Raw genomic sequence first — 24,215 nt, 5'->3', positions numbered from 1 at the left:
GATGACCGTCGCGGCGAGCTTCTGCATGTCACTCGACGGGTTCGTCGCGCGGCCCGACAACTCCGTCGGGCCGCTGTTCGACTGGTACTCCGCCGGCGACGTCGAGGTGCCGATGGTCGGCTACCCGATGACGTTCCGCGTCGCCGAGCCGAGCGCGGGCTACCTCCGGCGGCAGCTGGCGCAAGCCGAGCACAGCGCGTTCGTCTGCGGCCGCACGGTCTTCGACCACACGCACGGCTGGGGCGGCCGCCCGCCCGGCGGCGGCACGGCGTTCGTCGTCACCCACCGCCCGCCGCCCGCGGACTGGCCGGCGGAGAACCTGGCGCCGTTCACGTTCTGCCCGGACGTGGAGACGGCGATCGAGCGGGCGAAAGCCGCGGGTGACGGCAACGTCGGCGTCTCCGGCCCGGCCATCGCCCGGCAGTGCCTCACCCTCGGCCTGCTGGACGAGCTGGCGATCGACCTCGTGCCGGTGTTCCTCGGCGAAGGCGTCCGCTACTTCGAAAACCTCGGCACCGGCGAAGCCGAGCTGGACCGGGTCGAGGTCGTCGAGGGCGAGGGCGTCACCCACCTGCGCTACCGGGTGCGCTACCGGTCCTGAGTGGACGCCAGCAGCTGGTCGAAGGGCACGAAGGACGGCGTCTCGGGCACGACGGGGCGGCCCGCGGCGAGGGTCGCCAGCTCGGCGCCCGCCCGCTCGATCCGCCGCTGCAGCGCGCCTTCACCGCTGCCCCAGTCCGACGAAGCCGCGTACACGCCCGTCGCGACCGGGTCCGCCTTCAGGTACCCGAAGAGCGGCCGCAGCTGGTAGTCGAGCACCAGCGAGTGCCGCTCGGTGCCGCCGGTCGCGCCGAGCAGCACCGGCTTGCCCACCAGCGACTCCGCGTCCAGGACGTCGAAGAACGACTTGAACAGGCCGCTGTAGCCGGCGGTGAACACCGGCGTGACGGCGATCAGCGCATCCGCCCCGGTGACCGTCTCGATGGCCCTGCGCAGGTCCGGGCTCGGGAAGCCGGTGAGCAGGTTCTTCGTGACGTCGAGCGCGATGTCACGCAGCTCGACGACCTCGACCTCGACGTCGACCGACGACCCGGCCGCAGCGACGGTCGCTGCGGCCAGCCGGTCGGCCAGCAACCGGGTCGAGGACGGCACGGACAGCCCGGCCGTCACCACCGCGAGCTTCATGCCCGGCTCCCGACGAGCGCCGCGTCCTTCAGGGCCTTCAGGGATTCGTGCGTCGGCGCGTCCGGCACGTGCGCCGGGCGCAGCGCGTCGAGTTCCTTGCGCAGCACCGGGATCACGTGCTCGCCCAGCAGGTCGAGCTGCTCCAGGACGACCTTCAGGGGCAGGCCGGCGTGGTCCATCAGGAACAGCTGGCGCTGGTAGTCGCCGAAGTGCTCGCGGAAGGTCAGCGTCTTGTCGATGACTTCTTGGGGGCTGCCGACGGTCAGCGGCGTCTGGTCGGTGAACTCCTCCAGCGTCGGGCCGTGCCCGTACACCGGCGCGTTGTCGAAGTACGGCCGGAACTCGTTCCACGCGTCCTGCGACTTCGGCCGGATGAACGCCTGGCCGCCGAGCCCCACGACGGCCTGGTCGGCGGTGCCGTGGCCGTAGTGCTCGAACCGCTGGCGGTAGAAGGCGATGAGCTGCTGGAAGTGCTCCTTCGGCCAGAAGATGTGGTTCGCGAAGAAGCCGTCACCGTAGTAGGCGGCCTGCTCGGCGATCTCCGGGCTGCGGATGGAACCGTGCCAGACGAACGGCGGGACGTCGTCGAGCGGACGCGGCGTGGACGTGAAGCCCTGCAGCGGCGTGCGGAACTTGCCCTCCCAGTCGACGACGTCCTCGCGCCAGAGCCGGCGCAGCAGCGCGTAGTTCTCGATGGCGAGCGGGATGCCCTGGCGGATGTCCTGGCCGAACCACGGGTAGACCGGGCCGGTGTTGCCGCGGCCCATCATCAGGTCGACGCGGCCGTCGGCGAGGTGCTGCAGCATCGCGAAGTCCTCGGCGATCTTCACCGGGTCGTTCGTGGTGATCAGCGTCGTCGACGTCGAGAGGATCAGCTTCGACGTCCGCGCGGCGATGTGGCCGAGCATCGTCGTGGGCGAAGAGGGCACGAAGGGCGGGTTGTGGTGCTCACCCGTCGCGAAGACGTCGAGACCGACTTCTTCGGCCTTGAGCGCGATGCGGACCATCGCCTTGATCCGCTCGTGCTCGGTCGGCGTGGTGCCGGTCGTGGGGTCCGTCGTGACGTCGCCCACCGTGAAGATTCCGAACTGCATGACCTGCTCCCTTTCCGAAGGCGCGTGCCCATCTTACATGCGCGTTCAACTACTTCCAAGCAAGAGATATTCCGCCCCGTCGGCGTCCGAGGGGCACCAGCTAAGGTCAGAGGCATGGACGCGGAGTTCGCTCGGCTGGGTTTGGCAGAACGTTCGGTACGACTTCTCACCGGCCGCGACATCTGGGCCTCGATCACCCCACTGCTCAGCCCACGCCGGAACCTGGTGGCCGCCTTCGGTCACGTGGGTCCCGGCGCGGCCGCCCTGCTGCCGCTGCAGCCGGGCGACACGCTGATCACGGACGCGGGCCTGGATTCGGTGCTCGCCGGCACGACGAGCCCGCACGCCCTGCTGCACTGGGTGAAGGCCGGCGTGGCCGTGCACTCGCTGCGCGGGCTGAACGCGAAGCTGGTGATCGCCGAGGACGACCCGGCGTTCGTGGTGGTCGGCTCGGCCGACGTCACCGCCGCCGGGCCGCGGCAGCTGTTCGAGGCCGTCACGCTCTCGACGGAGAAGCACACCGTCGAGGAGGCTCAGGAGGCCTGGCTCGAATGGGCCGACCTGGCCGGGCCCTCGCTCACCGCCGGTGACCTGGAGCCGCTCCTGGAGCAGTACGGCGCCGGGAAGCTGGTCACCCCGGCGCGTCCCGCGACGCCGGCCCGCACGCCCGCGGCCCGGCCGGTCGTCACGACCCGGCAGGTGACGCCGGTCCGCCCGGCCGCCGCCACACCCCCGCCGTCCCCGGTCCGCCCGGCACCACCGGTCACGCCGGTGCGCCCGGCGCCCCCGGTCGCCCCGCCGCCGGCTCCCCCGGCGCCGGAACCGGTTGCGGCACCGGCCGTCGCCGGCGGGACCGAGCCGGAAACCGCCGACACGCCCGAGACTCCCGAGACCACCGGCACCCCGGCGGCGACCGACGTCCCCCGGCCGTCGTGGCCGCGCCCGGCCGAGCTGTACCTGGTGAGCCTCGTCGAAGGCGGCGAGCCGTCGGCCGAGGCCGAGTACCGCCTCGAAGAGCTGGCCCGCGACCACACCCACCCCGGCGACGACGGCGAATCGCCGTTCCGCGTCGAGCTGTTCTGGGCCGACGACGGCCAGGGCCAGGACCCGCCGCGCACGCTGCGCGCCGGCGTCCACGTGGTCCGCGTCTACAGCCAGAAGCAGGGCCGGGCGCTCGTCGGGTCGCGGATCGAGGCCCCCGGCCTCGTGCTGCACGCCTACATCGACGAGTACGCCTACCCGCGTCGCACGTACTGCTACATCCTGACGCGCGAGACCGAGGCGAGGCCGGCGTTCGGGGACCTGCGCAAGGGGCTCGCCACGATCGGCGAGAAGCCGAACTTCCGGAACAGCTTCCAGGTCCCGCGGAAGATCGAAGCCGTGCTCAGCCTGTGGCCCGACCTGGGTTTCGACCCCCGCTAGCGGACGGCGCTCGCCACTCCGGGGACGGAGCGCGCGGAAGTTGTCGGGGTGGGCGGATATCCTGCAGTACGGTGCAGGCCGAGTCCGCACCCACCAGAACCTTCGCGAGCCACGATCCGGGAGAACGACCCTGTGACTGCCGAGACCTTGTACGGGGCCGATGACCTGACGCATCTCGAGGGTCTCGAAGCCGTCCGCAAACGCCCCGGGATGTACATCGGCTCCACCGACAGCCGTGGTATCAACCACCTCTTCTCCGAGGTGGTGGACAACTCCACGGACGAAGGTGCCGCAGGCCACGCGACCAGGATCGTCGTCACGCTGCACGCCGACGGCAGCGTCCAGGTCGACGACGACGGCCGCGGCATCCCGACCGACACCCACGCCAAGTCCGGTTTGTCCGGCGTCGAGCTGGTGCTGACCCGGCTCCACGCCGGCGGCAAGTTCGGCGGCTCCGGCTACAAGACCTCCGGCGGCCTGCACGGCGTCGGCGCCTCGGCGGTCAACGCCCTGTCGCACCGCTTCGACGTCACGGTGAAGCAGAACGGCAAGGTCCACCAGATGTCGTTCAAGCACGGCGTCCCCGGCACCTTCGACGCGCCCGGCCCGAAAGCGAAGTTCACCCGCCACTCCGGGCTGAACATCGTCGGCAAGATGAAGCGCGGCGAGCGCAGCGGCACGTCGATCCGCTACTGGTACGACGCGCGCTACTTCGAGTCCGGCGCGGCGCTGGACATCGAGGGCGTGCGGGCGAAGCTGCGCAACACCGCGTTCCTCGTGCCGGGCGTCACGTACGTGCTGCGCACGGCGATCGAGGACACGATCAACGAGGAGACGTTCCACTTCCCGCACGGGCTGGTGGACATGGTCGAGTTCCTCACCCCCTCGGGCGAGAAGCCGGTCTGCGGCACCCTGCTGATCACCGGCGAGGGCACCTACAAGGAGAACGCGGCGGACGCGGCGGGCGTCATGCAGTCCAATGTGGAACGCCGCGCCGAGATCGAGGTGGCGCTGCGCTGGGGCACCGGCTACGAGCGCACCGTCGAGTGCTTCACCAACACGATCCGCAACGTGCACGGCGGCACCCACCGCCGCGGCTTCGACCGGGCGATGGCGAAGGCGTTGCAGGACGCCATCTCCAAGACCCGCGGCCTGCTCAAGCCCAAGGAGGACATGCCGACGATCGAGGACGTCCTCGAAGGCATGACCGCCGCGGTGCACGTCCGGCTGCCGGAGCCGCAGTTCACGTCGCAGACCAAGGACGAGCTGTCCACCGCCGGCGTCACCCGCGTCATCCAGGGCATCGTCGACAAGCACGTCAAGGCCTGGACCGAGGACCGCAAGACCAAGTCCGAGGCCAAGGTCGTGCTGCAGAAGGTGGTCGACGCCTCCCGCGTCCGGCTCACCCAGAAGCAGCAGAAGGACGCCGCGAGGCGCAAGACCGCGCTGGAAGGCGCGGCGATGCCGCCGAAGCTGGTCGACTGCCGCACCACCGGCGTCTCGCGCAGTGAGCTGTTCCTGGTCGAGGGCGACAGCGCGCTCGGGTCGGCCCGGATGGCGCGCGTCTCGGAGTACCAGGCCCTGCTGCCGCTGCGGGGCAAGATCCTGAACGTCCAGAAGGCGTCCCTGGGCGACACGCTGAAGAACGCCGAGATCGCGTCGATCGTGCAGGTCCTGGGCGCGGGCACCGGCCGCACGTTCGACCTGACGACGATGCGCTACGGCCGGGTGATCCTGATGGCCGACGCGGACGTCGACGGCTCGCACATCCGGACCCTGCTGATCACCCTGTTCGCCAAGTACATGCGCCCGGTGATCGAAGACGGCCGGCTGTACGCGGCGATGCCGCCGTTGCACAAGCTCGTCACCAAGGGCCGCAACCCCGAGACGCACTTCACCTTCACGCAGCAGGAGATGGAGACGAAGTTCGCCCAGCTGGAGCGGGCGGGCAAGAGCATCGTCACGCCGGTCCCGCGGTTCAAGGGCCTCGGCGAGATGGACGCCGACGAGCTGTGGGACACCACGATGAACCCGTCCACCCGCTCGGTCCGCCGCATCACCATGGACGACGCCGAAGCCGCCGAGAGCGCGCTGGAACTGCTGATGGGCGAGAAGGTCGAGCCCCGGCGGAACTGGCTGGTCGCCTCCTCGGACCGGATCGACCGCGACGCCATCGACGCTTGATATTTTCGTAGCTACCAAGGAGTTCTGCCGTGGCACGCCGCAAGGGCCCCACCACCAAGGTCGATCCCAGCGCGTTCGACTCCGCCGGTGCGAACGTCTTCGACAACTCCCTGAAGACGGAGATCGAAGACTCCTACCTGGAGTACGCGTATTCGGTCATCCACTCGCGCGCCCTGCCCGACGCGCGCGACGGGTTGAAGCCGGTGCACCGCCGGATCCTCTTTTCCATGCACGAGCAGGGTTACCGGCCCACGCACGCGTACGTGAAGTCGTCCCGCGTCGTCGGGGACTGCTTCGTCCGCGGCGCACTGGTGTCGACCCCGGGCGGACTGCGGCCGATCGAAGAGATCGAGATCGGCGACCATGTCCTCGACGGGCGCGGTGAAGCCGTTCCCGTCACCGAGGTCTACGAAAACCCGGCTTCCGATCTCGTGCGTGTCACCTGGTCCAACGGGCACACGATGCTCGTCACGCCGGGTCAGCGGTTCCGGACCGTGGCCGACGACTCGACCTTGACCTGGACGGACGCGCGCGACCTCACCGGGCGGCTGACCGTCGCCTACGGGAACGCCCGCCGGGACGAGCGGCCGGCGGGCGGCGATCGCTACGCCTACCTCCTCGGCTTGATCACCGCCGAGGGCTTCGCGGTCGACCGGAACCGCGACGCGGACGGCCGGGTCCGGATCCACATGTGCGACGTCGAGCCCCTCGACGTGGTGCACGACTGGGCGGTGACCAACGGCCTCGGCGTATCCCGGGGAACCCGCGTCGCGGCGAAGCCGGGCTGGCGCGACCAGCACATCCTCACTTTCTCCCGGCACGACGGCCTGCTCGCGGCCGGGAGCCCGCTCAGCGACGCGAAGGCCGTCCCGGCGGAAGTCCTCTCGAACCGGCCGTCCTGGGCGCCGTTCCTCGCCGGAATCTTCGACGGCGACGGGTACATCCGCAAGGACCACCGGGAGATCGTCTACGTCAGCACGAGCGAAACGCTCGTCCGGCAGGTATACGCGATGCTCGCGGATCTGGGGATCCACGGTCATCACTGGAGCAACACGAAGACCGACGGCCACAAGACCCTGCTCGGCCTGTCCGTCAGCGGATCGGACGCCGCCGTGCTGGCCCACGTCCTACTGCCGTGGACCAAGATCGGCTACAAGAAGAGCGGGCTGGAAAGGCTCACCGAGATCGCCTACGGCTACGGCGGCAAGCAGGGCAACGACCGCCTGCCCGCCAAGGCGGTCATGGCCGAATTCTCGGCGGCCCACACGGGCGGCGGCTGGTTCCGGGACACCGACGGCAACGCCTTCCGCGCTTCTTTGTCGGCGGTGAGCGGCGCCGAGGTCCGTTACGGCAAGGACCGGCACGGCACCGCGCTGGCCGACCGCTCGTTCCCGCTCGGCCGCGCGTGCCAAGACGGCTGGATCGACAAACTGCGCCGGATCGGCTCCCCGCTCGCCGACAACCTCGACGCGTTGAAGGGGTTCTCGTTCCTCAAAGTCGTTTCGGTCGAGCCGGTCGCGGCGGACGTCACCTACGACATCCAGGTCGGCACCGAAGCACACGAGTTCGTGGCCGAGGGTTTCGTCGTCCACAACTGCATGGGCAAGTACCACCCGCACGGCGACACCGCGATCTACGACGCGATGGTCCGCCTCGCGCAGGACTTCTCCCTGAACGCGCCGCTGATCGACGGGCACGGAAACTTCGGCAGCCCAGACGATGGACCGGCTGCTTCGCGTTATACCGAGGCACGTATGTCCCCCGAAGCCATGCAGCTCGTCGGTGAGCTGGGCGAGGACACCGTCGACTTCCGGCCCAACTACGACGGGTCGCTCGAAGAGCCGACCGTGCTGCCCGCGGCGTTCCCGAACCTGCTGGTCAACGGCACGTCCGGGATCGCGGTCGGGATGGCGACGAACATGATCCCGCACAACCTCGGCGAGGTCGTCGCCGCGGCGCGATGGCTGATCACGCACCCGACCGCGACGCTCGACAAACTGATGGAGTTCGTCCCCGGTCCCGACCTGCCCACCGGCGGCAAGCTGCTGGGCCTCGACGAGGTCCGTCGCGCGTACGAGACCGGCCGCGGTGTCGTACGGATGCGCGCGAACGTCGAGACCGGGCCCCTCGAAGGCAGCCGCGGGCGGCAGGCGATCACCGTCACCGAACTGCCCTACGGCGTCGGCCCGGAGAAGGTGATCGAGAAGATCACCGACGAGGTCAACAAGTCCAAGCGGCTCACCGGCATCGCCGACGTCAAGGACCTCACCGACCGCGAGAACGGCACGCGGCTCGTCATCGAGTGCAAGGTCGGCGTCAACCCGCAGGCCCTGCTGGCCGACCTCTACCGGCTCACGCCGCTGGAGCAGTCGTTCGGCATCAACAACCTGGTCCTCGTCGACGGCCAGCCGCAGACCCTCGGGCTCAAGGAGCTGCTGGAGGTCTTCCTCCGGCACCGCTACGAGGTCGTCACGCGGCGCACGAAGTACCGGCGCCGCAAGCGCGAAGAGCGGCTGCACCTGGTCGACGGCCTGCTGATCGCCCTGCTCAACATCGACAAGGTGATCAAGCTCATCCGCGAGAGCGAGAACGCGCAGGCCGCGAAGGACGGCCTCATGACGCGCTTCAAGCTCTCCGAGATCCAGGCGACCTACATCCTCGACACCCCGCTGCGCCGGCTGACCAAGTACGACCGGCTCGAGCTGGAGTCGGAGCAGGAGCGGCTGCGCGAGGAGATCGCGGAGCTGAGCAAGATCCTCGACGACGAGTCCGTGCTGAAGAAGCTCGTCTCGTCGGAGCTGGCGAAGATCGCGAAGGACTTCCCGACCGAGCGCCGCACCGCGCTGATCGACGGCGACCTGAAGGAGGTCCTGGCCGCGTCGAAGCCGTCCGGGCCGCTGGAGGTCACGGACGACCCGTGCCAGGTGATCCTGTCGGCGACCGGGCTGGTCGCGCGCACGGCGGCGGAGTCCGAGGAGTCGACGGAGACACGCCGGCGCAACGGCCGGGTGAAGCACGACGCGGTGTCGGCGGTGGTGCACACGACCGCGCGTGGCCAGGTGCTGCTGGTGACGAGCCGCGGCCGGGCGTTCAAGACGGACGTACTGCCGTTGCCGGTGCTGCCGGAGCAAGCGGGCACGGTCTCGCTGCGCGGCGGCATGGCGGCCCGCGAGCTGATCCCGCTGGAGAAGGGCGAGACGGTGGTCGGCATTGCGCCTTTGGGCGAGCAGGCGGCGGGCTCCCCGGGCCTGGCGCTGGGCACGCGAGCGGGCGTCGTGAAGGTCTGTTCGCCGGAGTGGCCGGTCCGCTCGGACGAGTTCGAAGTGATCTCGCTGAAGGACGGCGACGAGGTCGTCGGCGCGACATGGCTCCGCGACGGCACGGAGACGCTGGCGTTCCTGACGTCGGAGGCCTCGCTGCTGAAGTACGCGGCGTCGCTGGTCCGCCCCCAGGGCTTGAAGGGCGGCGGCATGGCGGGCATCAACGTCGGCGCGGGTTCGGCGGTCTTCTTCGGAGCGGTCCGCACGGACGACGACGAGCACGGCGAGCCGATGGTCATCACGGCGACGGGCGTGAGCGTCAAGGTAACGCCGTTCAGCGAGTACCCGGCCAAGGGCCGAGCCACGGGCGGCGTCCGGGCGCAGCGGTTCTTGAAGGGCGAGACGGAACTGCGGGTGGCTTGGATCGGCCCGCGGCCGGCGGGTTCGGCCCGCAACGGCGACCCGGTGGAGCTACCGGAGGTGGACGTCCGCCGCGACGGCTCGGGTCACGCGCACCCTGGCCCGGACGTGGTGGGCCACCTCATCGAGCGCGACTGACGGTCGTGAGTGGTAATTCGGGTCAGAACCCGAATTACCACTCACGACCCGGTCAGGCCAGCAGGGCCTTCGCGATGTGGGTCACCTGGATCTCGTTGCTCCCCGCGTAGATCATCAGCGACTTCGCGTCCCGCGCCAGTTGCTCCACCCGGTACTCCGCCATGTACCCGTTGCCGCCGAACAGCTGCACCGCCTCCATCGCCACCTCCGTCGCGGCCTCCGACGAGTACAGCTTCATCGCCGACGCCTCGGCCAGCGATGGGCGCTTGCCCGCCCGCAGCTTGGCCACCGTCTGGAACACCATGTTCTGGACGTTCAGCCGCGCCACCTCCATCTTCGCCAGCTTCAGCTGGATCAGCTGGAACCGGCCGATCTCCTGACCCCACAGCTTCCGCGATTTCGCGTAGTCGATGCACAGCCGCTGGCATTCGTTGATGATCCCCAGCGACAGCGCCGCGACGCCCACCCGCTCCGCCGCGAAGCTTTCCCGCGCGTCCGACGAACCCGACGACGACAGCAGGCGGTCCGCGCCCAACCGGACGTCGGAGAAGAACAGCTCGCCCGTCGGGGACGACATCATGCCCATCTTCTTGAACGCCTTGCCCTGCACGAACCCCGGCATGCCGCGATCCAGCACGAAGGCGAGCACCGGCCGGTCGCGCGGCGGCGACCCGTCGTCCAGCTTCGCGTAGACGACCACGACGTCCGCGTGCGGGCCGTTCGTGATGAACGTTTTCTGGCCGTTCAGGACGTACTCGTCCCCGTCGCGGCGGACCGTGGTCTGCATGCCGCCGAAGGCGTCCGAGCCCGAGTCCTGTTCCGTGATCGCCCACGCGCCGATCTTCTCGAACGTCGCCAAGCTCGGCAGCCAGCGTTCCTTCTGCGCCTGAGACCCCTTCGACAGGATCGTCGCCGCCGTCAACCCCAGGGAAACACCGAGAGAAGCCACGATGCCCAGGCTCACCCCGGCCAGCTCGCTGATCGCGATCAGCGCCAACGTCTCCTGGCCGCCCAATGAGGAAGACGAACCGGAAGACGGTGACAAGACCCGAGAGACCGCTTCAGCGGCGAGAACATCCAGCCCGAATGCCTTGAACAGCTTCCGGATGATGTCGTACGGCGGAAGCTGACCGCTCTCGAGAAGATCCAGCTGCGGGCGGATCTCTTTCGCGATGAACTCGCGGATCGAGTCGCGGACCAGCAGGTCCGTCTCGGACCACTCGATCACGACAGCCTCGCCGCGATGTCGTCGATCGCCCACGGGCCTTGGGTCTCGATGACCTTGACGTCGTGCCAGCCGGCCAGTTCCGAGATCGCGCCGCCCTGCACCGCGAACACCTTGCCCGTCAGAGCGCACTTCTCGGACGCCAGATAAGCCACCAACGGCGAGATGTTCGCCGGCGAGAAAGCGTCGAACTCGCCTTCGGAGACCGGTTCCGCGAAGATCGCGCCCATGCCCGGGGTCGCCAGTGTCAGCCTGGTCCGCGCGATCGGGGCGATGGCGTTGACGCGCACGCCGTAGCGCTCCAGTTCGGCCGCCGCCACCAGCGTCATCGCCGCGATGCCCGCCTTCGCCGCGCCGTAGTTGACCTGGCCCGCGTTCGGCAGCGTCACCCCGGACGCCGACGCCGTGTTGACCACCGCCGCCGCGACCGGCGTACCCGCCCTCGACTGCGCTTTCCAGTACGCCGCCGCGTGGTGCAGCACCGCCGCATGGCCTTTGAGGTGCACCGCGATGACGTCGTCCCACTGCTGCTCGGTGATCCCGGCGACAAACGCGTCGCGCAGGATGCCCGCGTTGTTCACCACGACGTCGAGCTGCCCGAACTCCGCGACCGCCTGCTCGACCAGCTCCGACGCGCCGGCCCACGACGTCACGCTCGACGTGTTCGCCACCGCCTCCCCGCCCAGCGCCCGGATCTCCGCGACGACGTCGGAAGCGGGCCCGGAAGAGGAACCACTCCCGTCGTTGTCACCGCCGAGGTCGTTGACGACCACCCGCGCGCCCTCGCGGGCGAACAGCAGCGCGTGCTCCCGTCCGATCCCGCGGCCCGCGCCGGTGATCAGCGCGACGCGTCCGTCGAGTGCATCCATCAGTGGTCTCCGATCTCGGCGAAGCCGTCCTTGACGACGACCTTGTCCCCTACGGTGGTTTCGAAGGCGAAGGTGCCGGAACCCGCGTCCCAGATCGACGTCGAGAGGTCCTGGCCCGGTAACACGGGCGACGCGAACCGCACGGCGAGCCGGCGAAGTCTGTCCACATCGGACCCCGCGACCTCCGTCAGCACCGCCCACGACGTGAACGCCATGGTGCAGAGGCCGTGCGCGATGATCCCCGGCAATCCTGCGGCACGAGCGACGTCTTCGTCGAGGTGGATCGGCATCGGGTCGCCGGCGGCCGGGCCGTAGCGGAACGTCTGGTCGTCGTCGACGTGCTGGCTGACCTTCGCGACCGGCGCCCGCTCACGCAACGCCTCGTCGAAGCGGTGACCAGGGCCGAGCACCCCCTGCTTCTCGCCGGCGTCGAAACCGCGGACGAAGAACGTCACGTACTGCTCGTTGACCAGCTCGCCACCCGAAGTGCATTCCAGGTAGACCGTCGCACGGGTGCCCTTCGGCAGGCCTTCGAACCCGGTCATCTTGGCCCGCGACACCAACGAATCACCGGGCCGGATCGGGCGGTGGAACCGGAAGTCCTGCTCGCCGTGCAGCACCTTGCCGAACAGCGACGTCGGCACGACTTCGAGGGCCGGTTCCAGCAGCGACTGGAACACCGGCACGATCGCGAACACCGGGCTCGCGACGTCGCCCGCGTGGTGCGCCGGGATCGGATCGTTGGTGGCAAGGGCGTATTCGACGAGCCGCTCGCGCGTGACGTCGAACGTCACGGGCTCGGTCCACTTGTCCAGCCCGGTGGCGTCGAACTTCATGCGACCAGGGCCTTGAACTTCTCGAGGGACTCGTCGAGGTTCTTCTTGCCGTCCTTCTCGACGGCCTTGCCGAGCGCCCCGACGATCATCTGGCCGGTGAACTCGGCGTCGATCGAAGCCGCCGAGCCGGCGCCGGCCGCCGCCACCGACAGCGCGAACCGGATCTTCACCCCGGCCATCCCGGTCCCGGAGATGACCAGCTTGTGCGGCGCGTCGTACTCGTCGACGGTCCAGGTGATCGTGTTCGCCATGCCGAGCATCGTGACGACCTCGGAAACCTGGGCGCCCTGCGCGAACTCGGCCGGGACGTCGCCCTTCCACTTGGTGTGGATGGTCAGCCACTTCTCGAAGTTGTTCGGGTTCGAGAACTCCGCCCACACCTTGTCCGGCGTGGCGGGCAGTTCGACGGACGCGGTGATCTGGCCCATGTCTCTCCTAGGCTCGCTGGTAGGCGGTGACGACGGCGGCGCCACCGAGTCCGATGTTGTGCTGCAGCGCGGCTTGCACGCCGTCGACCTGGCGCTTGTCGGCGTCGCCACGCAGCTGCCAGGTCAGTTCGGCGCACTGGGCGAGGCCGGTCGCGCCGAGCGGGTGTCCCTTCGAGATCAGGCCGCCGGACGGGTTGACCACCCACTTGCCGCCGTACGTCGTGGCCCCGGAATCGACGAGCGAACCGCCGTCACCCTCGTCGCAGAGGCCGAGTGCTTCGTAAGTCAGGAGTTCGTTGGCTGAGAAGCAGTCGTGCAGCTCGATGACCTGGAAGTCGGCGGGCCCCAGTCCGGCCTGGTCGTACACCTGGCGTGCCGCTTGGCGCGTCATGTCGTAGCCGACGATGTTCTTCGCGCTGCCGTCGAAGGTGCTGCGGAAGTCGGTGGTCATGGCCTGCCCGACGATCTCGACGGCCCGCTCGGCCAGGCCGTTCGTCTCCACGAAGGCCTCGCTCGCGAGGATCGCCGCGCCGGAGCCGTCGGACGTCGGTGAGCACTGGAGTTTGGTCAGCGGGTCGTAGATCATCCGCGACGCGAGGATGTCGTCGAGCGAGTAGACGTCCTGGAACTGCGCGTACGGGTTGTTCACCGAGTGCCGGTGGTTCTTCTCGCCGATCTTCGCGAAGTGCTCGGCGGTCGTGCCGTACGCCTTCATGTGCTCGCGGCCGGCGGCGCCGAACATCCACGGCGCGGGCGGGAACAGCACCTCGGAGATCTCGGCGAGCGCCTGCATGTGGTGGCCCATGGGCTGCTCGCGGTCGTCGAACGTCGACCCGAGCGAACCCGGCTTCATCTTCTCGAAGCCCAGCGCCAGCACGCAGTCCGCGCGACCGCCGCGGATCGCCTCCGCGGCCAGGTACAACGCGGTCGAGCCGGTGGAGCAGTTGTTGTTGACGTTGAGCACCGGGATCCCGGTCATGCCCAGCTCGTAGACGGCGCGCTGCCCGGACGTCGACTCGCCGTAGACGTACCCGACGTAGGCCTGCTCGACGGCGTCGTACCCGAGCCCGGCGTCCTCGAGGGCGTGGGTCCCGGACTCCTTCGCCATCTGCGGGTAGTCCCAGTTCTCGCGCCGGCCCGGCTTCTCGAACTTCGTCATCCCGACGCCGACGACGTACACCTTGTTCGCCATGCAACAAACATACAGACCGGCATGTATTTATCAAGCCCAGAAGACGCATCTTTCCTAGCGAAAGCTCGGCTTTTTGTTACACAAGTGGCAGGTGGGGTCAGCTAAGCGGGGCCAGCGGGCCTGGGTAGCGCGCGGGGTCGAGGCAGCTGCCCAGGCCGTCGACGACCGAGCAGAAGCCCGGCGGCCGCACCGGCGTGTAGCCGGCCGGGACGCCGTGGCCGTCGATCAGCTGGCGGTACGTCGTGACCGCGTCCGTCGGGCGCCGGGTCAGCGACGGGTCGGTGGCGGCGTCCACTGTGTACAGACCGAAGCGGGGCTGGTAGCTGCCCCACTCGTAGTTGTCGGTGAGGCTCCAGTAGTTGTAGCCGATCACGTTCATGCCGTCGGCCTTCGCGCGCTGCACCCAGTAGATGTGGTCACGCAGGTGGTCCGAGCGCGTGTAGCCGTCCGGGCGCGCGTTGCCGTTGTCGGTCGGCATGCCGTTCTCGACGACGTACAGCGGCAGCCCCGGGAACTTCCGCGCGTAGTACCGCAGCGCGTAGTAGATCCCGTCCGGCTGCGGTGTCACCTTCCAGAACTCGCCGCTCGCCGCGTGGATCGCGCTGAGGTTGTCGAGGCTCGCGCCGTAGTAGTAGTCCAGGCCGGCGAAGTCGAGCTTGTCGCGCACCTGATCGAGGAACGACGCGTCCAGCACCCCCTGCACCGCCGGGACGTACGCGGTGTTGCTGGACACGAGCGCGCCGGGATCCAGCTGGTGGATCAGGTCGTACGCGGCACGGTGGACGCGCACCAGCCGGGCCTGCGCCCACGGCAGCTTCCACCCGGCGAGCCCGCCGTTGGCGGTCTCGTTCTGCAGGTAGACGGTCGGCTCGTTGATCGTGATCCACAGCGCGCCGAGGCCCTTGTAGCGGTCGACGACGCGGCGGGCGTTGGCCAGCCAGGCGTCGACCGTGCGGTCGCTGTCCCAGCCGCCCTGGTCGGCGACCCAGCCGGGGTAGACCCAGTGGTCGAGGGTGATCATCGGCCGCATCCCGGCGTCGAGGACGTGCCGGACGACGTCGTCGTAGTACGCCAGCTCGGTCTCGTCGACCTGGCCCGGGCGGGGTTCGATCCGGGCCCACTCGACGCTGAAGCGGAACACGTTCACGCCGAGTTGCTTCGCGCGGTCGATGTCCGCCACGTAGTTGTGCCGGAAGTCGACGGACTCGCGGTAGGGCTCCTTGATCGACGACGTCTTCGCCTGCTCGTAGCGGCGCCAGTTGCTGTCGGGTGCCGAACCCTCCGCTTGGTAACCCGAGGTCGCGACACCCCAGAAGAACGGCTGGGTGACGGCGACCGCCGGCGACGTCCCCGCGAGAAGACCCGCGAGCACCGTCAGGACCACGAGGACTGAGCTGCGCCGCATCGCTTCCCCATTCATGAAGGAACTTCATGTTAGTGCCGCGGTGACTCGCCGCACATCCACCGAAGGACGGAAGACAATCAAGGTTAAGCAAGGCTAACCTCACTTCGATCTTCACGAAGCCCGGGGGACGTCATGACTGCCGAAGCACCTGCTCTGACCAGGACCGATCCACCAAAACGCGCGGTACGGCGCTGGTACCGGCGCAAGCCCGTACGACGCGCGCTGGTCGTCACGCACCGGTGGACGTCGCTGGTGCTCGGGCTGCTGCTGGTCCTCGAGACCACCGCCGGGGTCATCCTGCTCTACCGCGCCGAGTACTTCCGGGCCACGCACGGCGACTTCTACGCGCACACCGAGAGCGCGCACCCGCTCGGCCCGCAGCAGGCGCGCGACCTCGTCAAGCAGGCGCACCCGGAGTTCGCCGCGGCCTGGGTGAGCAACGACGGCGGGATCATCGCCGTCGGCGACACCGACTACACCACGGCCTACGCCGTCGACCCCGGCAGCGGGCACATCACCGGGCCGCAGAAGCTCACCGACGGCGTCATGGGCTGGCTGACGAACCTGCACGACTGCGCGTTCACCTGCAAGGACGATCCGGGGTACGTGTCGTGGCTGGCCGCGCCGGTGCCGTCGATCGGCTTCGCCTGGCCGCCCGGCACCAACTGGGGCCTGCTGATCCTGGTCGTCCTCGGGCTGCTGATGATCCTGCTGGCGATCACCGGGATCGTCGTCTGGTGGCCGGGGTTCAAGAAGTTCTCGCACGGCTTCCGCGTCCGGCTCGGCAAGGGCCGCTTCGCGCGCGACTACGACCTGCACAACGTGATCGGCCTCGTGTCGGTGCCGTTCGTGCTGATGTGGGGCGTCACCGGCGCCGCCTTCTACCTGCCGCCGGTGGAAAACGCGTGGCTCGCGATCACCGGCGGCACCACGCCGGACGAGGCGAAATACAGCTTCACGGCGAACCCGGCCGCGCCCGGCACCCCGGAGATCGGCATCGACCAGGCGTCGTCGGCCGCGCTGGCCGCGTCTCCCGGCACCGTCCGCTACCTCGTCCCGCCCGCCGAGGGCACGGACTACTACTCGGTGTCGATCGCGGATGACGGCTACCAGCCCTACGGCGCCCGCGCGTTCTTCGGCGGCGACCGCACGGTGTACGTCGACAGCCACGACGCCACCCACGTGTCCTCTGTGGACGCTGCCCCGGAGCCGACGGCCAACCGCTTCTACAGCAAGGTCTTCGAGGCCGCGCACTTCGGCTGGCTCGTCGACGGCTGGTGGCGGCTCGTCTGGGTCGTCCTCGGCCTGGCGCCCCTCGCGCTGATGCTCACCGGCATCTCGACGTGGCTCTTCCGCCTGGGCACGAAACGCCGTCGCCGCAAAGCACGCCGGGCGTGATCGAGCCCCTGGCCTTCGCGACGACGATGCTCTGCCTGCTCGCTGGCGTCTTCGCCCTGGTCACCGCGGCGCTCGGCCGCTACCGCTGGCCACCCTGGCGCCCGCTGGCCGTCCTGATCGAACTGGCCCTGCTCGCCCAAGCGATCGCCGGCTTGGCCTCCGCTCACCACCCGGCGGAACCCGGCACGCACGTGGCCTACCTGCTCACTTCCTTGGCCGTCCTCCCTGCGGCCCTGGCCTGGGGCGCCCGCGACACCACCCGCTCGGCGGGCGCACTCCTGGCCGTCGCGCTGCTCACCCTGGCCGTCCTGGTGATCCGCCTCCAGGCCACCTGGCGCTGAAGTCCGTGAAGGCCACCTTGAGGGACTCTGAGTCCCTCAAGGCGGCCTTCACGGACTTTCCCTCTAGCCGACCTTGAACGACTGCGCCGCGCTGCCGTTGCACGTCGACTGGACCAGCTGGACACTGTCCGCTGTGGACGATGCCGGCACGGTCAGGCACTTGCCCGTGTGCCGGACGGCGAAGTGGTAGTACCCGCTGCCTTCCGACACCGGCTGCCACTGCTGGTTGTCACCGCCGCCGTAGGCCCACAGCTGCAGGCCGGCGTTGTCGGTCGTCGCCACGTTCGCGACGTCGATGACCTGGGCGGCGTTGTTCCGGTTGTTGATCCGGTCGTACCCGCCGCTGGTCGGCGCGAACTGGAACTGCTGCGCCGTGGTGCCGTTGCAGGCGTACTGCTGGATCACGGTGCCGTTGGCGCTGGCCGCGGCCCGCGCGTCGACGCACTTGCCGTTCGCCTTGTTCGACACGGCGTACCAGGCCGACGGGTCGATCGAGCCGTCCGGCGGCGGGGTGGTCGTGCCGCCGCCACCGAGCCACTTGAGGCCGTCGAGCAGGAACCGGTTCTGGTCGGCGCTCTCGAACGTCGACGACAGCGCGGTGTTCGTGTCGTAGTTCATCGCGTTGTGGCCGAAGTTCGAGTAGATCATCTTGTAGTTCTTGTTGGTCCACGAAATCGGGTAGTACCCGCTGTTCCAGGTCTGGCTCGGGTCGGTGCCGATCGGGAACGTGGACTGGTCCATCGACGCCAGGATGGTGATGTTGCTGTTCTGGCGCAGGTCGTTCTGCCAGGCGTACCACTCGGACGTCGAGGACCTGATCGTCGCCGGCAGGTTCACCGTCGACGGGTGCGTGCGGTTCTCGATCTTCAGCGTCTCCGGCGTCGGGCCCCACGTGTTCGTGGTGAACCGGCCGGTGCCGAGGAAGTCGTTGTGGAACCAGTTGGCGTACGACGGCGTCGAGCTGTCGTTGTAGGCCGTGACGTGGAAGCCGTAGAACCCGCCGCCGGCCTGCATGTACCGCTGGAAGCCCTGGAACTGCGCCTGCGATTGCGGCTGGTCGTCGAGGAACAGCACGACCTGGTACTGGTCCGGGGTGATGGACGTCAGCTGGTTCCAGTTGGTCGTCGAGGTGTAGGTGAAGCCGTTGGCCGCCGCCTGCTGCGGGAACCAGACGTTGGCCTCTTTTTCGAAGCTGATGTGCGCGGCGTCGTAGGTGCCGCTGTAGAAGGCGAGCACTTTGAACGGCGTCGCGGCGTGCGCGACGGGGGCCGCCGGGCTGCCGAGGCTGAGCCCCAGCAGCGCGGCGAAGAACGCCAGTATCCGGATCAGGGGGCGGCGGGTTCTGGACGGCATGCGTGTTCCTTCCGGTGGGGGCGGGGACCGATCACCAATGGCGGGGGTAGTGGAGGCCGTAGCCGAACGGGAACAGCGCGGGCCGGCCGTCGCCGACGTTGATCGGCTGCTGGCCGGCGCTGCGCATCCAGGTCACCGGCAGCTTCCCGGTCGGGTTGTAGTCGCCGAAGAGGACGTCGGCGACACCGGCGCCCTCGCTGCCCGGCAGCCACGACTCGACGAGCCCGGCCCAGTCCCTCACCTGCGCAGCGATGTCGAGCGGCCGCCCGGACACCAGGACGACGACCGTCGGCACGCCGGAGTCCTTCAGCTTCTGCAGCGTCGCAAGGTCTGTCTCGTCCAGGCCCATCCCTTGTGGACGGTCGCCCTTCGTTTCGGCGTAGGGCGTTTCCCCCACGACCGCGACGGCGACGTCGTAGCTCTGGTCGATCCCCGTGCCGTCCTTGGCGTAGGTCACCTTCGAGGAGCTGCTCCTGATGCCCTGCAGGATCGTGGTGCCGGGGATGACCGGACCGCTGGTGCCCTGCCAGCCGACCGTCCAGCCGCCGGACTGGTTGCCCATGTCGTCCGCGTTCTTGCCCGCCACGAAGATCTTTCCGTGCTTCGAGAGCGGCAGCACGTGGTGGTCGTTCTTCAGCAGCACCTGGGATTCCCGGACGGCCTGGCGGGCCAGATCGCGGTGGTCCTTGCTGCCGATGGTCTTCAGGAACCGCCGGTCGGTCAGCGGGTGCTCGAACAGGCCGAGCTCGAACTTCTTGGTGAGGATGCGGCGGTTCGCGTCGTCGATGCGCGACAGCGGCACCCGGCCCTGCTGCACCAGTGTGCGCAGCGTGTCGATGAACGTCTGCCAGTTGTACGGCACCATCACCATGTCGATGCCGGCGTTGATCGAGGCCTCGACCTCTTCCGGGGTGAAGCCGGTCTTGCCGTCGATCTTGTCGATGCCGTTGTAGTCCGAGACGACGATCCCCTTGAAGCCCAGTTCCTTCTTGAGGACGTCGTTGATCAGGTACGAGCCGGCGTGCATCTTGACGCCGTTCCAGCTGCTGTAGGAGATCATCACCGAGCCGACCCCGCGGTCGACGGCGGCCTTGAACGGCGGCAGGTGGACCGTGCGCAGTTCCTGCTCGCTGATCTCGGTGTTGCCCTCGTTGACGCCGCCGGTCGTGCCGCCGTCGCCGACGTAGTGCTTGGCGGTGGCCATGACCGAACCGGGCTGGTCGAGTCTCGTTCCCTGCAAGCCGGTGATGACCGTCGACATCTCGGTGGCCAGCTGCGGGACCTCGCCGAACGACTCGTAGGTGCGGCCCCAGCGGTCGTTGCGGGCGACGCACAGGCAGGGCGCGAAGTCCCAGTCGATGCCGGTGCCGGAGACCTCTTCCGCGGTGGCGCGGCCGATCTTCTGCACCAGCCGCGGATCGCGCGACGCGCCGAGGCCGATGTTGTGCGGGAAGACAGTCGCGCCGTAGACGCCGTTGTGGCCGTGGACGGCGTCGACACCGTAGACGAGCGGGATGCCCAGCGGCGTCGCGAGCGCGGCCTTCTGGAAGCCGTCGTACATGTCGGCCCAGGTCACCGGCGTGTTCGGCGTCGGCTGCGAGCTGCCGCCGGAGAGCAGCGAGCCGAGACGCCCGGTGGTGACGTCGGCCGGGGATTTCACGCCGAGGCGTTCGGCCTGCATCATCTGGCCGAGCTTGTCGTCGAGCGACATGCGGCCGAGCAGATCGGCCACCCGGACCTTGACGGGCCGCCAGGAGTCCTTGTACGCCGGGCCGTTCCCGGCGAGGGCGGGGGTTTCCGACGTCACCAGCAGCCCGACGGCCAGTGTGCCGATGGCCAGTCCGCGTCCGAGACCCATCCGGGTCCTCCTCGTCGAGAGACCAAAATTCACGCCTTGAATTAATGCATATATATCGGCAGCTGGTCCAGACCTCTGGGCGATCTCGGTTGCCACTCACCGGGACTGCGGGTTCCGGTCGTGAACCGACCGGCCACGGCTGCAGGTCCTGGTCCGCGGCCTCACGGACGAGGACGCGGCGAAGCGCACAACGGTCAGCGAGCTGACGCTGGGAGGCTTGCTCCGCCATCCCTGGACGGCGCCACCTCCACCGCCCAGCTGACCTGACCCCGAACGCCCCGAGCGGAACTGTCGGTGGCCGGCGGTAGCGTGGAAAACGGGGGCTGCTCGGAACCGGTCAGCGGTCCGAGCGCAGGGAAGCCGGGTCGAACGTGTCCCAGTACGCGTCTTCGTCCTCGACACTCGAAGCGGGAGCGGGAGCAGCAGAAGCTGCGGGAGGAGCGGAGCCGAGGCGTTCCTCGCGCAGCCGCTGGAACTCCGCCACCGTCATGCCCGGGTCGTCGTCCTCGGCTCGGGCCGGCGCGGGCAGGCCCGTCATCTGCTCGATCATGAACGTCATGTCCTCGCCCAGCAGCAGCGCGACCTTGTTGTAGCCGTCCTGGGTCGCCTCGCGCATGGCCGCCTGGGCGATCTCCACCACCAACGGCCCGAGACGCTCACCCAGGTTCACCGCCGACGGTGCCAGCCACACCCGCAGGAGCTTGCCGCGGGCGTCGACCGTCACCTCGACCTGGCCGTCGAGGTCGTGGGCCGTGCCGGACGCCGATGCGAGCAGCTCGTCCACCTTGGCCAGCGCCTCTTCGCGGGCCCGGGCCTGGGAAATCAGCTGACGCGTCGTGGGCATCGCGCTCACCTTCCGTAGGAGACGGACTCGGCGTCCGGGTCGTCGTCCGGGATCGGTTCGTAGCCCAGGGTTTCCAGCTGCGACGCGTCCACGACCGGGGCCAGCGCGTGGTACATCCGGTCGCCCGCGCGGCGGGTCGCGCGCTGGGCCAGCTCGAGGATCTGGTCGGCGATCACCGACGACCCGTGCCGCAGCGCGGAGCGGTGGATCGTCAGGCCCGTGAGCAGCCCGCCGGGCGCGACCTGGACCTCGATGGCGCCGTCGCCGGAGGCCGCCTTGCCCACCACCGGGCCCGAGCGCTCGAAGCGCGCGGAAGCCTCCGCGCCCGCGCGGTCCGCCTGCTCGGCGACGCGGGACGCGGCCAGATCCATGTCGAAGTCAGCCACTGTGCGAAGTTACCCCGTCGGCCGGTAGAACCCGATGAACGACTGTCCCGCGTTCGTGGTGCGGATCTTGCTGATCTGGACCGGGTCGCCGGCCTCGACCATCTGGCCGTCGCCGATCACCATCGCCACGTGCCCGGACCAGACGACCAGGTCGCCGGGCAGCAGCTGGTCGATCGAGGGCACCTCGGCGCCGACCGTCTGCTGCGCCGCCGTCCGCGGCAACTGCAGGCCCGCGTCCTGGTACGACGTCATGGTCAGGCCGCTGCAGTCGAGGCCCTGGCCGCGCGCGGTGCCACCCCAGACGTACGGCACGCCCAGCTGGGAAAGCGCGTTGCGCACGGCCTTCGCGGCGGTTTCGTTGGGCGCCATGACGGTCTTGCCGCCGGGCAGGTTGATGCCGACGCCGGTGCCGGGCTGCGGCGGGACCGCGACCGGCAGCCGCGGCTTGTGCACGGCGCCGCCACCACCGCCGCCGACTCCCCCACCGCCGCCGCCCCCGCTATCGGAACCGCCGCCGGAGTACCCGCTGTTGCTGTTGAAGGACTGGCCGACCTTGGTGTCGGACGCGCTGCTCGCCGACGTCGTCTGTTCCGGGCCACCGAGCTTGGTGCCGATGTCGGTGAGCTGGTTGATGGTCTGCTCGCTGAACGTCGCGGCCTGGCCGGTCAGCTGGCTGATCTTGGTCTGCAGCTTCATCAGGATGTCGCGCGACGCGGCGCCGCGGCTCTCCGGCGGCTGGATGCTCTTGACGGCCGCCAGCGCCTTCATCGACGCCGAGATCTCCTTGATGATCTGGTCGCGGACCTGGTCGTTCTTGATCTGGCCCAGGTTCAGCGTCTCGGCCGCCTCGGCGACGGCCCTCTCGATCTCGGCGCTCTCGTCGAGCAGGTCCTGGACTTCCTGCTCCAGGCTCTTGGACGTCGCGGTGGCGCGGTCGGTCGTCGAGCCGGAACTGGCCGAAGTCAGGGTGACGCGCTGCGCCGACGCGGTGTCGTGGGTCTTGCCCATCGACGTCTGCAGCGCGACGTGCCCGTCGCGTGCGCCGCTGATCGCGGCCGGGTCGTGGCGCAGTTTGTCCGCGAACTGGTTCGTGGTGTCCAGGCCGTGCCGGACGAGCAGGTCGGCGTGCTCGGTCACGTGAGGTCCGTCCCAAGCCGCCGGACGACGTCGCCGTGCTCGGCCTCGACACCGGCGTAGTTGCGGTCGGTCTGGCGGGCGGCGTCACCCATCTGGCTCCAGCCACCGCCGACGCGGTGCAGCTTCTCCTGCAGCGCCCGCATCCGGCCGGTATAGGCGCCGGAGAAGCCGGACTCGCCGCCCATCTCCGAGAAGCCGTGGCCACCGAGCGTCACGTGCGGGCCGACGTGCTTGTCGGCCGCGCCTTTGACGTCTTCACCGAGCGGATCGACTTCGCGCGCGTACCGCGTGTACGCGCCGTCGTCGACGTGAAACCCCGAATGCGAACCGTCCACTGGCCCTCCCTGTCACCAGGGATGCGACGTGCGCGCGCCACCCCCGGTTCCCCACCCTGCGGGACAAGCCTAGACCAGGTTCCGTACCCGAGTGGGCGAATTGCCCGGACTCAGCCGAGCACCCCGCCGAGCCAGCCCTGGTCCTGCCAGTTGACGATCGCACCGTTCGACACGACCGTCGGTGTGCCGAAACCGCTCTGGCCGCCGCCGAAGTCCTGCGCCAGCTTCGGGTCGTTTTCGATCTGCTGGAACGCGGCGTTGATCTGGTCGTTGTAGGTGCCGGCGTTGACCGTCTGGGCGAACTTCGGGTCGGTGATGCCGACGTTCTTGCCCAGGTCGATCAGCTGCGCCTTGTCGTAGCCGCGCTTGCCCTCTTCGGGCTGGTTCGCGTACAGCGCGTCGTGGAACTGGAGGAACTTGCCGGCGTCGGCCGCGGCGAGCGCCGCGTTCGCCGAGTCGAGCGAGTAGCCGGGCGGGCTCGAACGGTCGTTGAGCAGCGGCACCATGTGGTAGCGCACCGCCAGCTTGCCGTCGTTGACCGCCTGCTCGATTTGCGTCTTGTTGTTCTTCTCGAACGTGCCGCAGATGGGGCAGAGGAAGTCGGCGTAGACGTCGATCGACGACTTCGCGCCGGTCTTGCCGACCGTGACCACCACGCCGTCGCGCGTCTGGGTGACGTCGGCGGCCAGCGCGCTGGTGTTCTGGCCGGGGTTGATGACCTGGCCTTCGGTCTTGTTCTTGTCGGAGATCGTCCAGATCACGCCGCCGATCACGAGCGCGGCCACGACGACCACGGCGGCGATCCCGATGATCCACTTCCGCTTGTCCCCGGACGCGCCCCTGGCCTGGGCCACCGCCCTCGCTCCCCCGGCCTGCGCGGCCTGACGACGCTTCCGAGCGGTCCG

General features: G+C 69.2%; 21 protein-coding genes. 6 read left to right on the top strand and 15 right to left on the bottom strand.

Going from position 1 to position 24,215, the window contains the following annotated elements; genetic code table 11:
* The first annotated feature begins 1 nt into the window (after position 1).
* On the top strand, positions 2 to 601 hold the full coding sequence (locus tag OHS18_RS37455) for a dihydrofolate reductase family protein (protein ID WP_328613945.1): 600 nt from the start codon (positions 2 to 4) through the stop codon (positions 599 to 601).
* Here the strand turns inward: OHS18_RS37455 and OHS18_RS37450 are convergent.
* Both OHS18_RS37450 and OHS18_RS37445 read right to left on the bottom strand, forming a co-directional pair.
* Positions 589 to 1,185: a CE1759 family FMN reductase gene (locus OHS18_RS37450; RefSeq protein ID WP_328613944.1), complete on the bottom strand. Its 597-nt coding sequence runs from the start codon at positions 1,183 to 1,185 to the stop codon at positions 589 to 591. The genes OHS18_RS37455 and OHS18_RS37450 overlap by 13 nt on opposite strands.
* A complete protein-coding gene (locus OHS18_RS37445; protein ID WP_328613943.1) occupies positions 1,182 to 2,279 on the bottom strand; it encodes an LLM class flavin-dependent oxidoreductase in 1,098 nt (365 codons plus the stop codon). The genes OHS18_RS37450 and OHS18_RS37445 overlap by 4 nt, the downstream gene beginning before the upstream one ends.
* A gap of 114 nt (positions 2,280 to 2,393) precedes the next feature.
* Between OHS18_RS37445 and OHS18_RS37440 the strand changes: the two genes are divergently transcribed.
* The 3 genes from OHS18_RS37440 to OHS18_RS37430 all read left to right on the top strand — a co-directional run bounded on the left by OHS18_RS37440 (position 2,394) and on the right by OHS18_RS37430 (position 9,703).
* The gene (locus OHS18_RS37440; RefSeq protein ID WP_328613942.1) at positions 2,394 to 3,701 is read left to right on the top strand and encodes a hypothetical protein; all 1,308 of its coding nucleotides are present in this window, start codon (positions 2,394 to 2,396) and stop codon (positions 3,699 to 3,701) included.
* Positions 3,702 to 3,833: 132 nt separating this feature from the next.
* On the top strand, positions 3,834 to 5,885 hold the full coding sequence (locus OHS18_RS37435; protein ID WP_328613941.1) for a DNA gyrase/topoisomerase IV subunit B: 2,052 nt from the start codon (positions 3,834 to 3,836) through the stop codon (positions 5,883 to 5,885).
* A 29-nt stretch (positions 5,886 to 5,914) separates the two neighbouring features.
* Positions 5,915 to 9,703: a DNA topoisomerase (ATP-hydrolyzing) gene (locus tag OHS18_RS37430; protein ID WP_328613940.1), complete on the top strand. Its 3,789-nt coding sequence runs from the start codon at positions 5,915 to 5,917 to the stop codon at positions 9,701 to 9,703.
* A gap of 52 nt (positions 9,704 to 9,755) precedes the next feature.
* On the opposite strand, the gene OHS18_RS37425 is transcribed toward OHS18_RS37430, so the two are convergent.
* The 6 genes from OHS18_RS37425 to OHS18_RS37400 form a co-directional block, all read right to left on the bottom strand.
* On the bottom strand, positions 9,756 to 10,931 hold the full coding sequence (locus tag OHS18_RS37425) for an acyl-CoA dehydrogenase family protein (RefSeq protein WP_328613939.1): 1,176 nt from the start codon (positions 10,929 to 10,931) through the stop codon (positions 9,756 to 9,758).
* On the bottom strand, positions 10,928 to 11,797 hold the full coding sequence (locus OHS18_RS37420) for an SDR family oxidoreductase (RefSeq protein ID WP_328613938.1): 870 nt from the start codon (positions 11,795 to 11,797) through the stop codon (positions 10,928 to 10,930). Before OHS18_RS37420 ends, OHS18_RS37425 begins: the two co-directional genes overlap by 4 nt.
* On the bottom strand, positions 11,797 to 12,633 hold the full coding sequence (locus tag OHS18_RS37415) for a MaoC/PaaZ C-terminal domain-containing protein (RefSeq protein ID WP_328613937.1): 837 nt from the start codon (positions 12,631 to 12,633) through the stop codon (positions 11,797 to 11,799). Before OHS18_RS37415 ends, OHS18_RS37420 begins: the two co-directional genes overlap by 1 nt.
* Positions 12,630 to 13,061, bottom strand: a complete 432-nt coding sequence (locus tag OHS18_RS37410; RefSeq protein WP_328613936.1) for a type II toxin-antitoxin system Rv0910 family toxin — start codon at positions 13,059 to 13,061, stop codon at positions 12,630 to 12,632. Before OHS18_RS37410 ends, OHS18_RS37415 begins: the two co-directional genes overlap by 4 nt.
* A 7-nt stretch (positions 13,062 to 13,068) precedes the next feature.
* Complete coding sequence (locus tag OHS18_RS37405; protein WP_328444495.1) at positions 13,069 to 14,253, bottom strand: lipid-transfer protein; 1,185 nt, start codon at positions 14,251 to 14,253, stop codon at positions 13,069 to 13,071.
* A 97-nt stretch (positions 14,254 to 14,350) separates the two neighbouring features.
* Positions 14,351 to 15,658 carry a family 1 glycosylhydrolase gene (locus OHS18_RS37400; RefSeq protein WP_328613935.1) on the bottom strand — a complete coding sequence of 436 codons (1,308 nt, stop codon included), beginning with the start codon at positions 15,656 to 15,658 and terminating at the stop codon, positions 14,351 to 14,353.
* A gap of 132 nt (positions 15,659 to 15,790) precedes the next feature.
* Between OHS18_RS37400 and OHS18_RS37395 the strand changes: the two genes are divergently transcribed.
* Positions 15,791 to 17,056: a PepSY-associated TM helix domain-containing protein gene (locus tag OHS18_RS37395; protein WP_328613934.1), complete on the top strand. Its 1,266-nt coding sequence runs from the start codon at positions 15,791 to 15,793 to the stop codon at positions 17,054 to 17,056.
* A complete protein-coding gene (locus OHS18_RS37390) occupies positions 17,053 to 17,397 on the top strand; it encodes a hypothetical protein (RefSeq protein ID WP_328613933.1) in 345 nt (114 codons plus the stop codon). Before OHS18_RS37395 ends, OHS18_RS37390 begins: the two co-directional genes overlap by 4 nt.
* Positions 17,398 to 17,460: 63 nt before the next feature.
* Here the strand turns inward: OHS18_RS37390 and OHS18_RS37385 are convergent, their stop codons facing one another.
* From OHS18_RS37385 to OHS18_RS37355, 7 genes are all read right to left on the bottom strand, one after another.
* Entirely contained in the window at positions 17,461 to 18,750 is a 1,290-nt protein-coding gene (locus tag OHS18_RS37385; protein WP_328444499.1) for a ThuA domain-containing protein, read from the bottom strand.
* Positions 18,751 to 18,781: 31 nt separating this feature from the next.
* A complete protein-coding gene (locus OHS18_RS37380; RefSeq protein ID WP_328613932.1) occupies positions 18,782 to 20,608 on the bottom strand; it encodes a glycoside hydrolase family 3 protein in 1,827 nt (608 codons plus the stop codon).
* 337 nt (positions 20,609 to 20,945) lie between these two features.
* A complete protein-coding gene (locus OHS18_RS37375; protein WP_328613931.1) occupies positions 20,946 to 21,452 on the bottom strand; it encodes a YbaB/EbfC family nucleoid-associated protein in 507 nt (168 codons plus the stop codon).
* A gap of 5 nt (positions 21,453 to 21,457) precedes the next feature.
* Positions 21,458 to 21,838, bottom strand: a complete 381-nt coding sequence (locus tag OHS18_RS37370) for a YbaB/EbfC family DNA-binding protein (RefSeq protein WP_328444506.1) — start codon at positions 21,836 to 21,838, stop codon at positions 21,458 to 21,460.
* A 9-nt stretch (positions 21,839 to 21,847) separates the two neighbouring features.
* Positions 21,848 to 22,975, bottom strand: coding sequence for a C40 family peptidase (locus OHS18_RS37365; protein WP_328613930.1), 1,128 nt, complete (start codon positions 22,973 to 22,975; stop codon positions 21,848 to 21,850).
* On the bottom strand, positions 22,972 to 23,310 hold the full coding sequence (locus tag OHS18_RS37360; RefSeq protein ID WP_328613929.1) for a hypothetical protein: 339 nt from the start codon (positions 23,308 to 23,310) through the stop codon (positions 22,972 to 22,974). Before OHS18_RS37360 ends, OHS18_RS37365 begins: the two co-directional genes overlap by 4 nt.
* 110 nt (positions 23,311 to 23,420) lie before the next feature.
* Positions 23,421 to 24,164 (bottom strand): DsbA family protein, encoded by a 744-nt coding sequence (locus tag OHS18_RS37355; protein WP_328613928.1) that lies wholly within the window; start codon positions 24,162 to 24,164, stop codon positions 23,421 to 23,423.
* Between the last annotated feature and the right edge of the window lie 51 nt (positions 24,165 to 24,215).

Origin of the sequence: Amycolatopsis sp. NBC_00355, assembly GCF_036104975.1 — a bacterium.
Classification (GTDB): Bacteria; Actinomycetota; Actinomycetes; order Mycobacteriales; family Pseudonocardiaceae; genus Amycolatopsis.
Note: the sequence above shows the minus strand (reverse complement) of the source record. Positions and strands in the feature narration are given on the sequence as shown.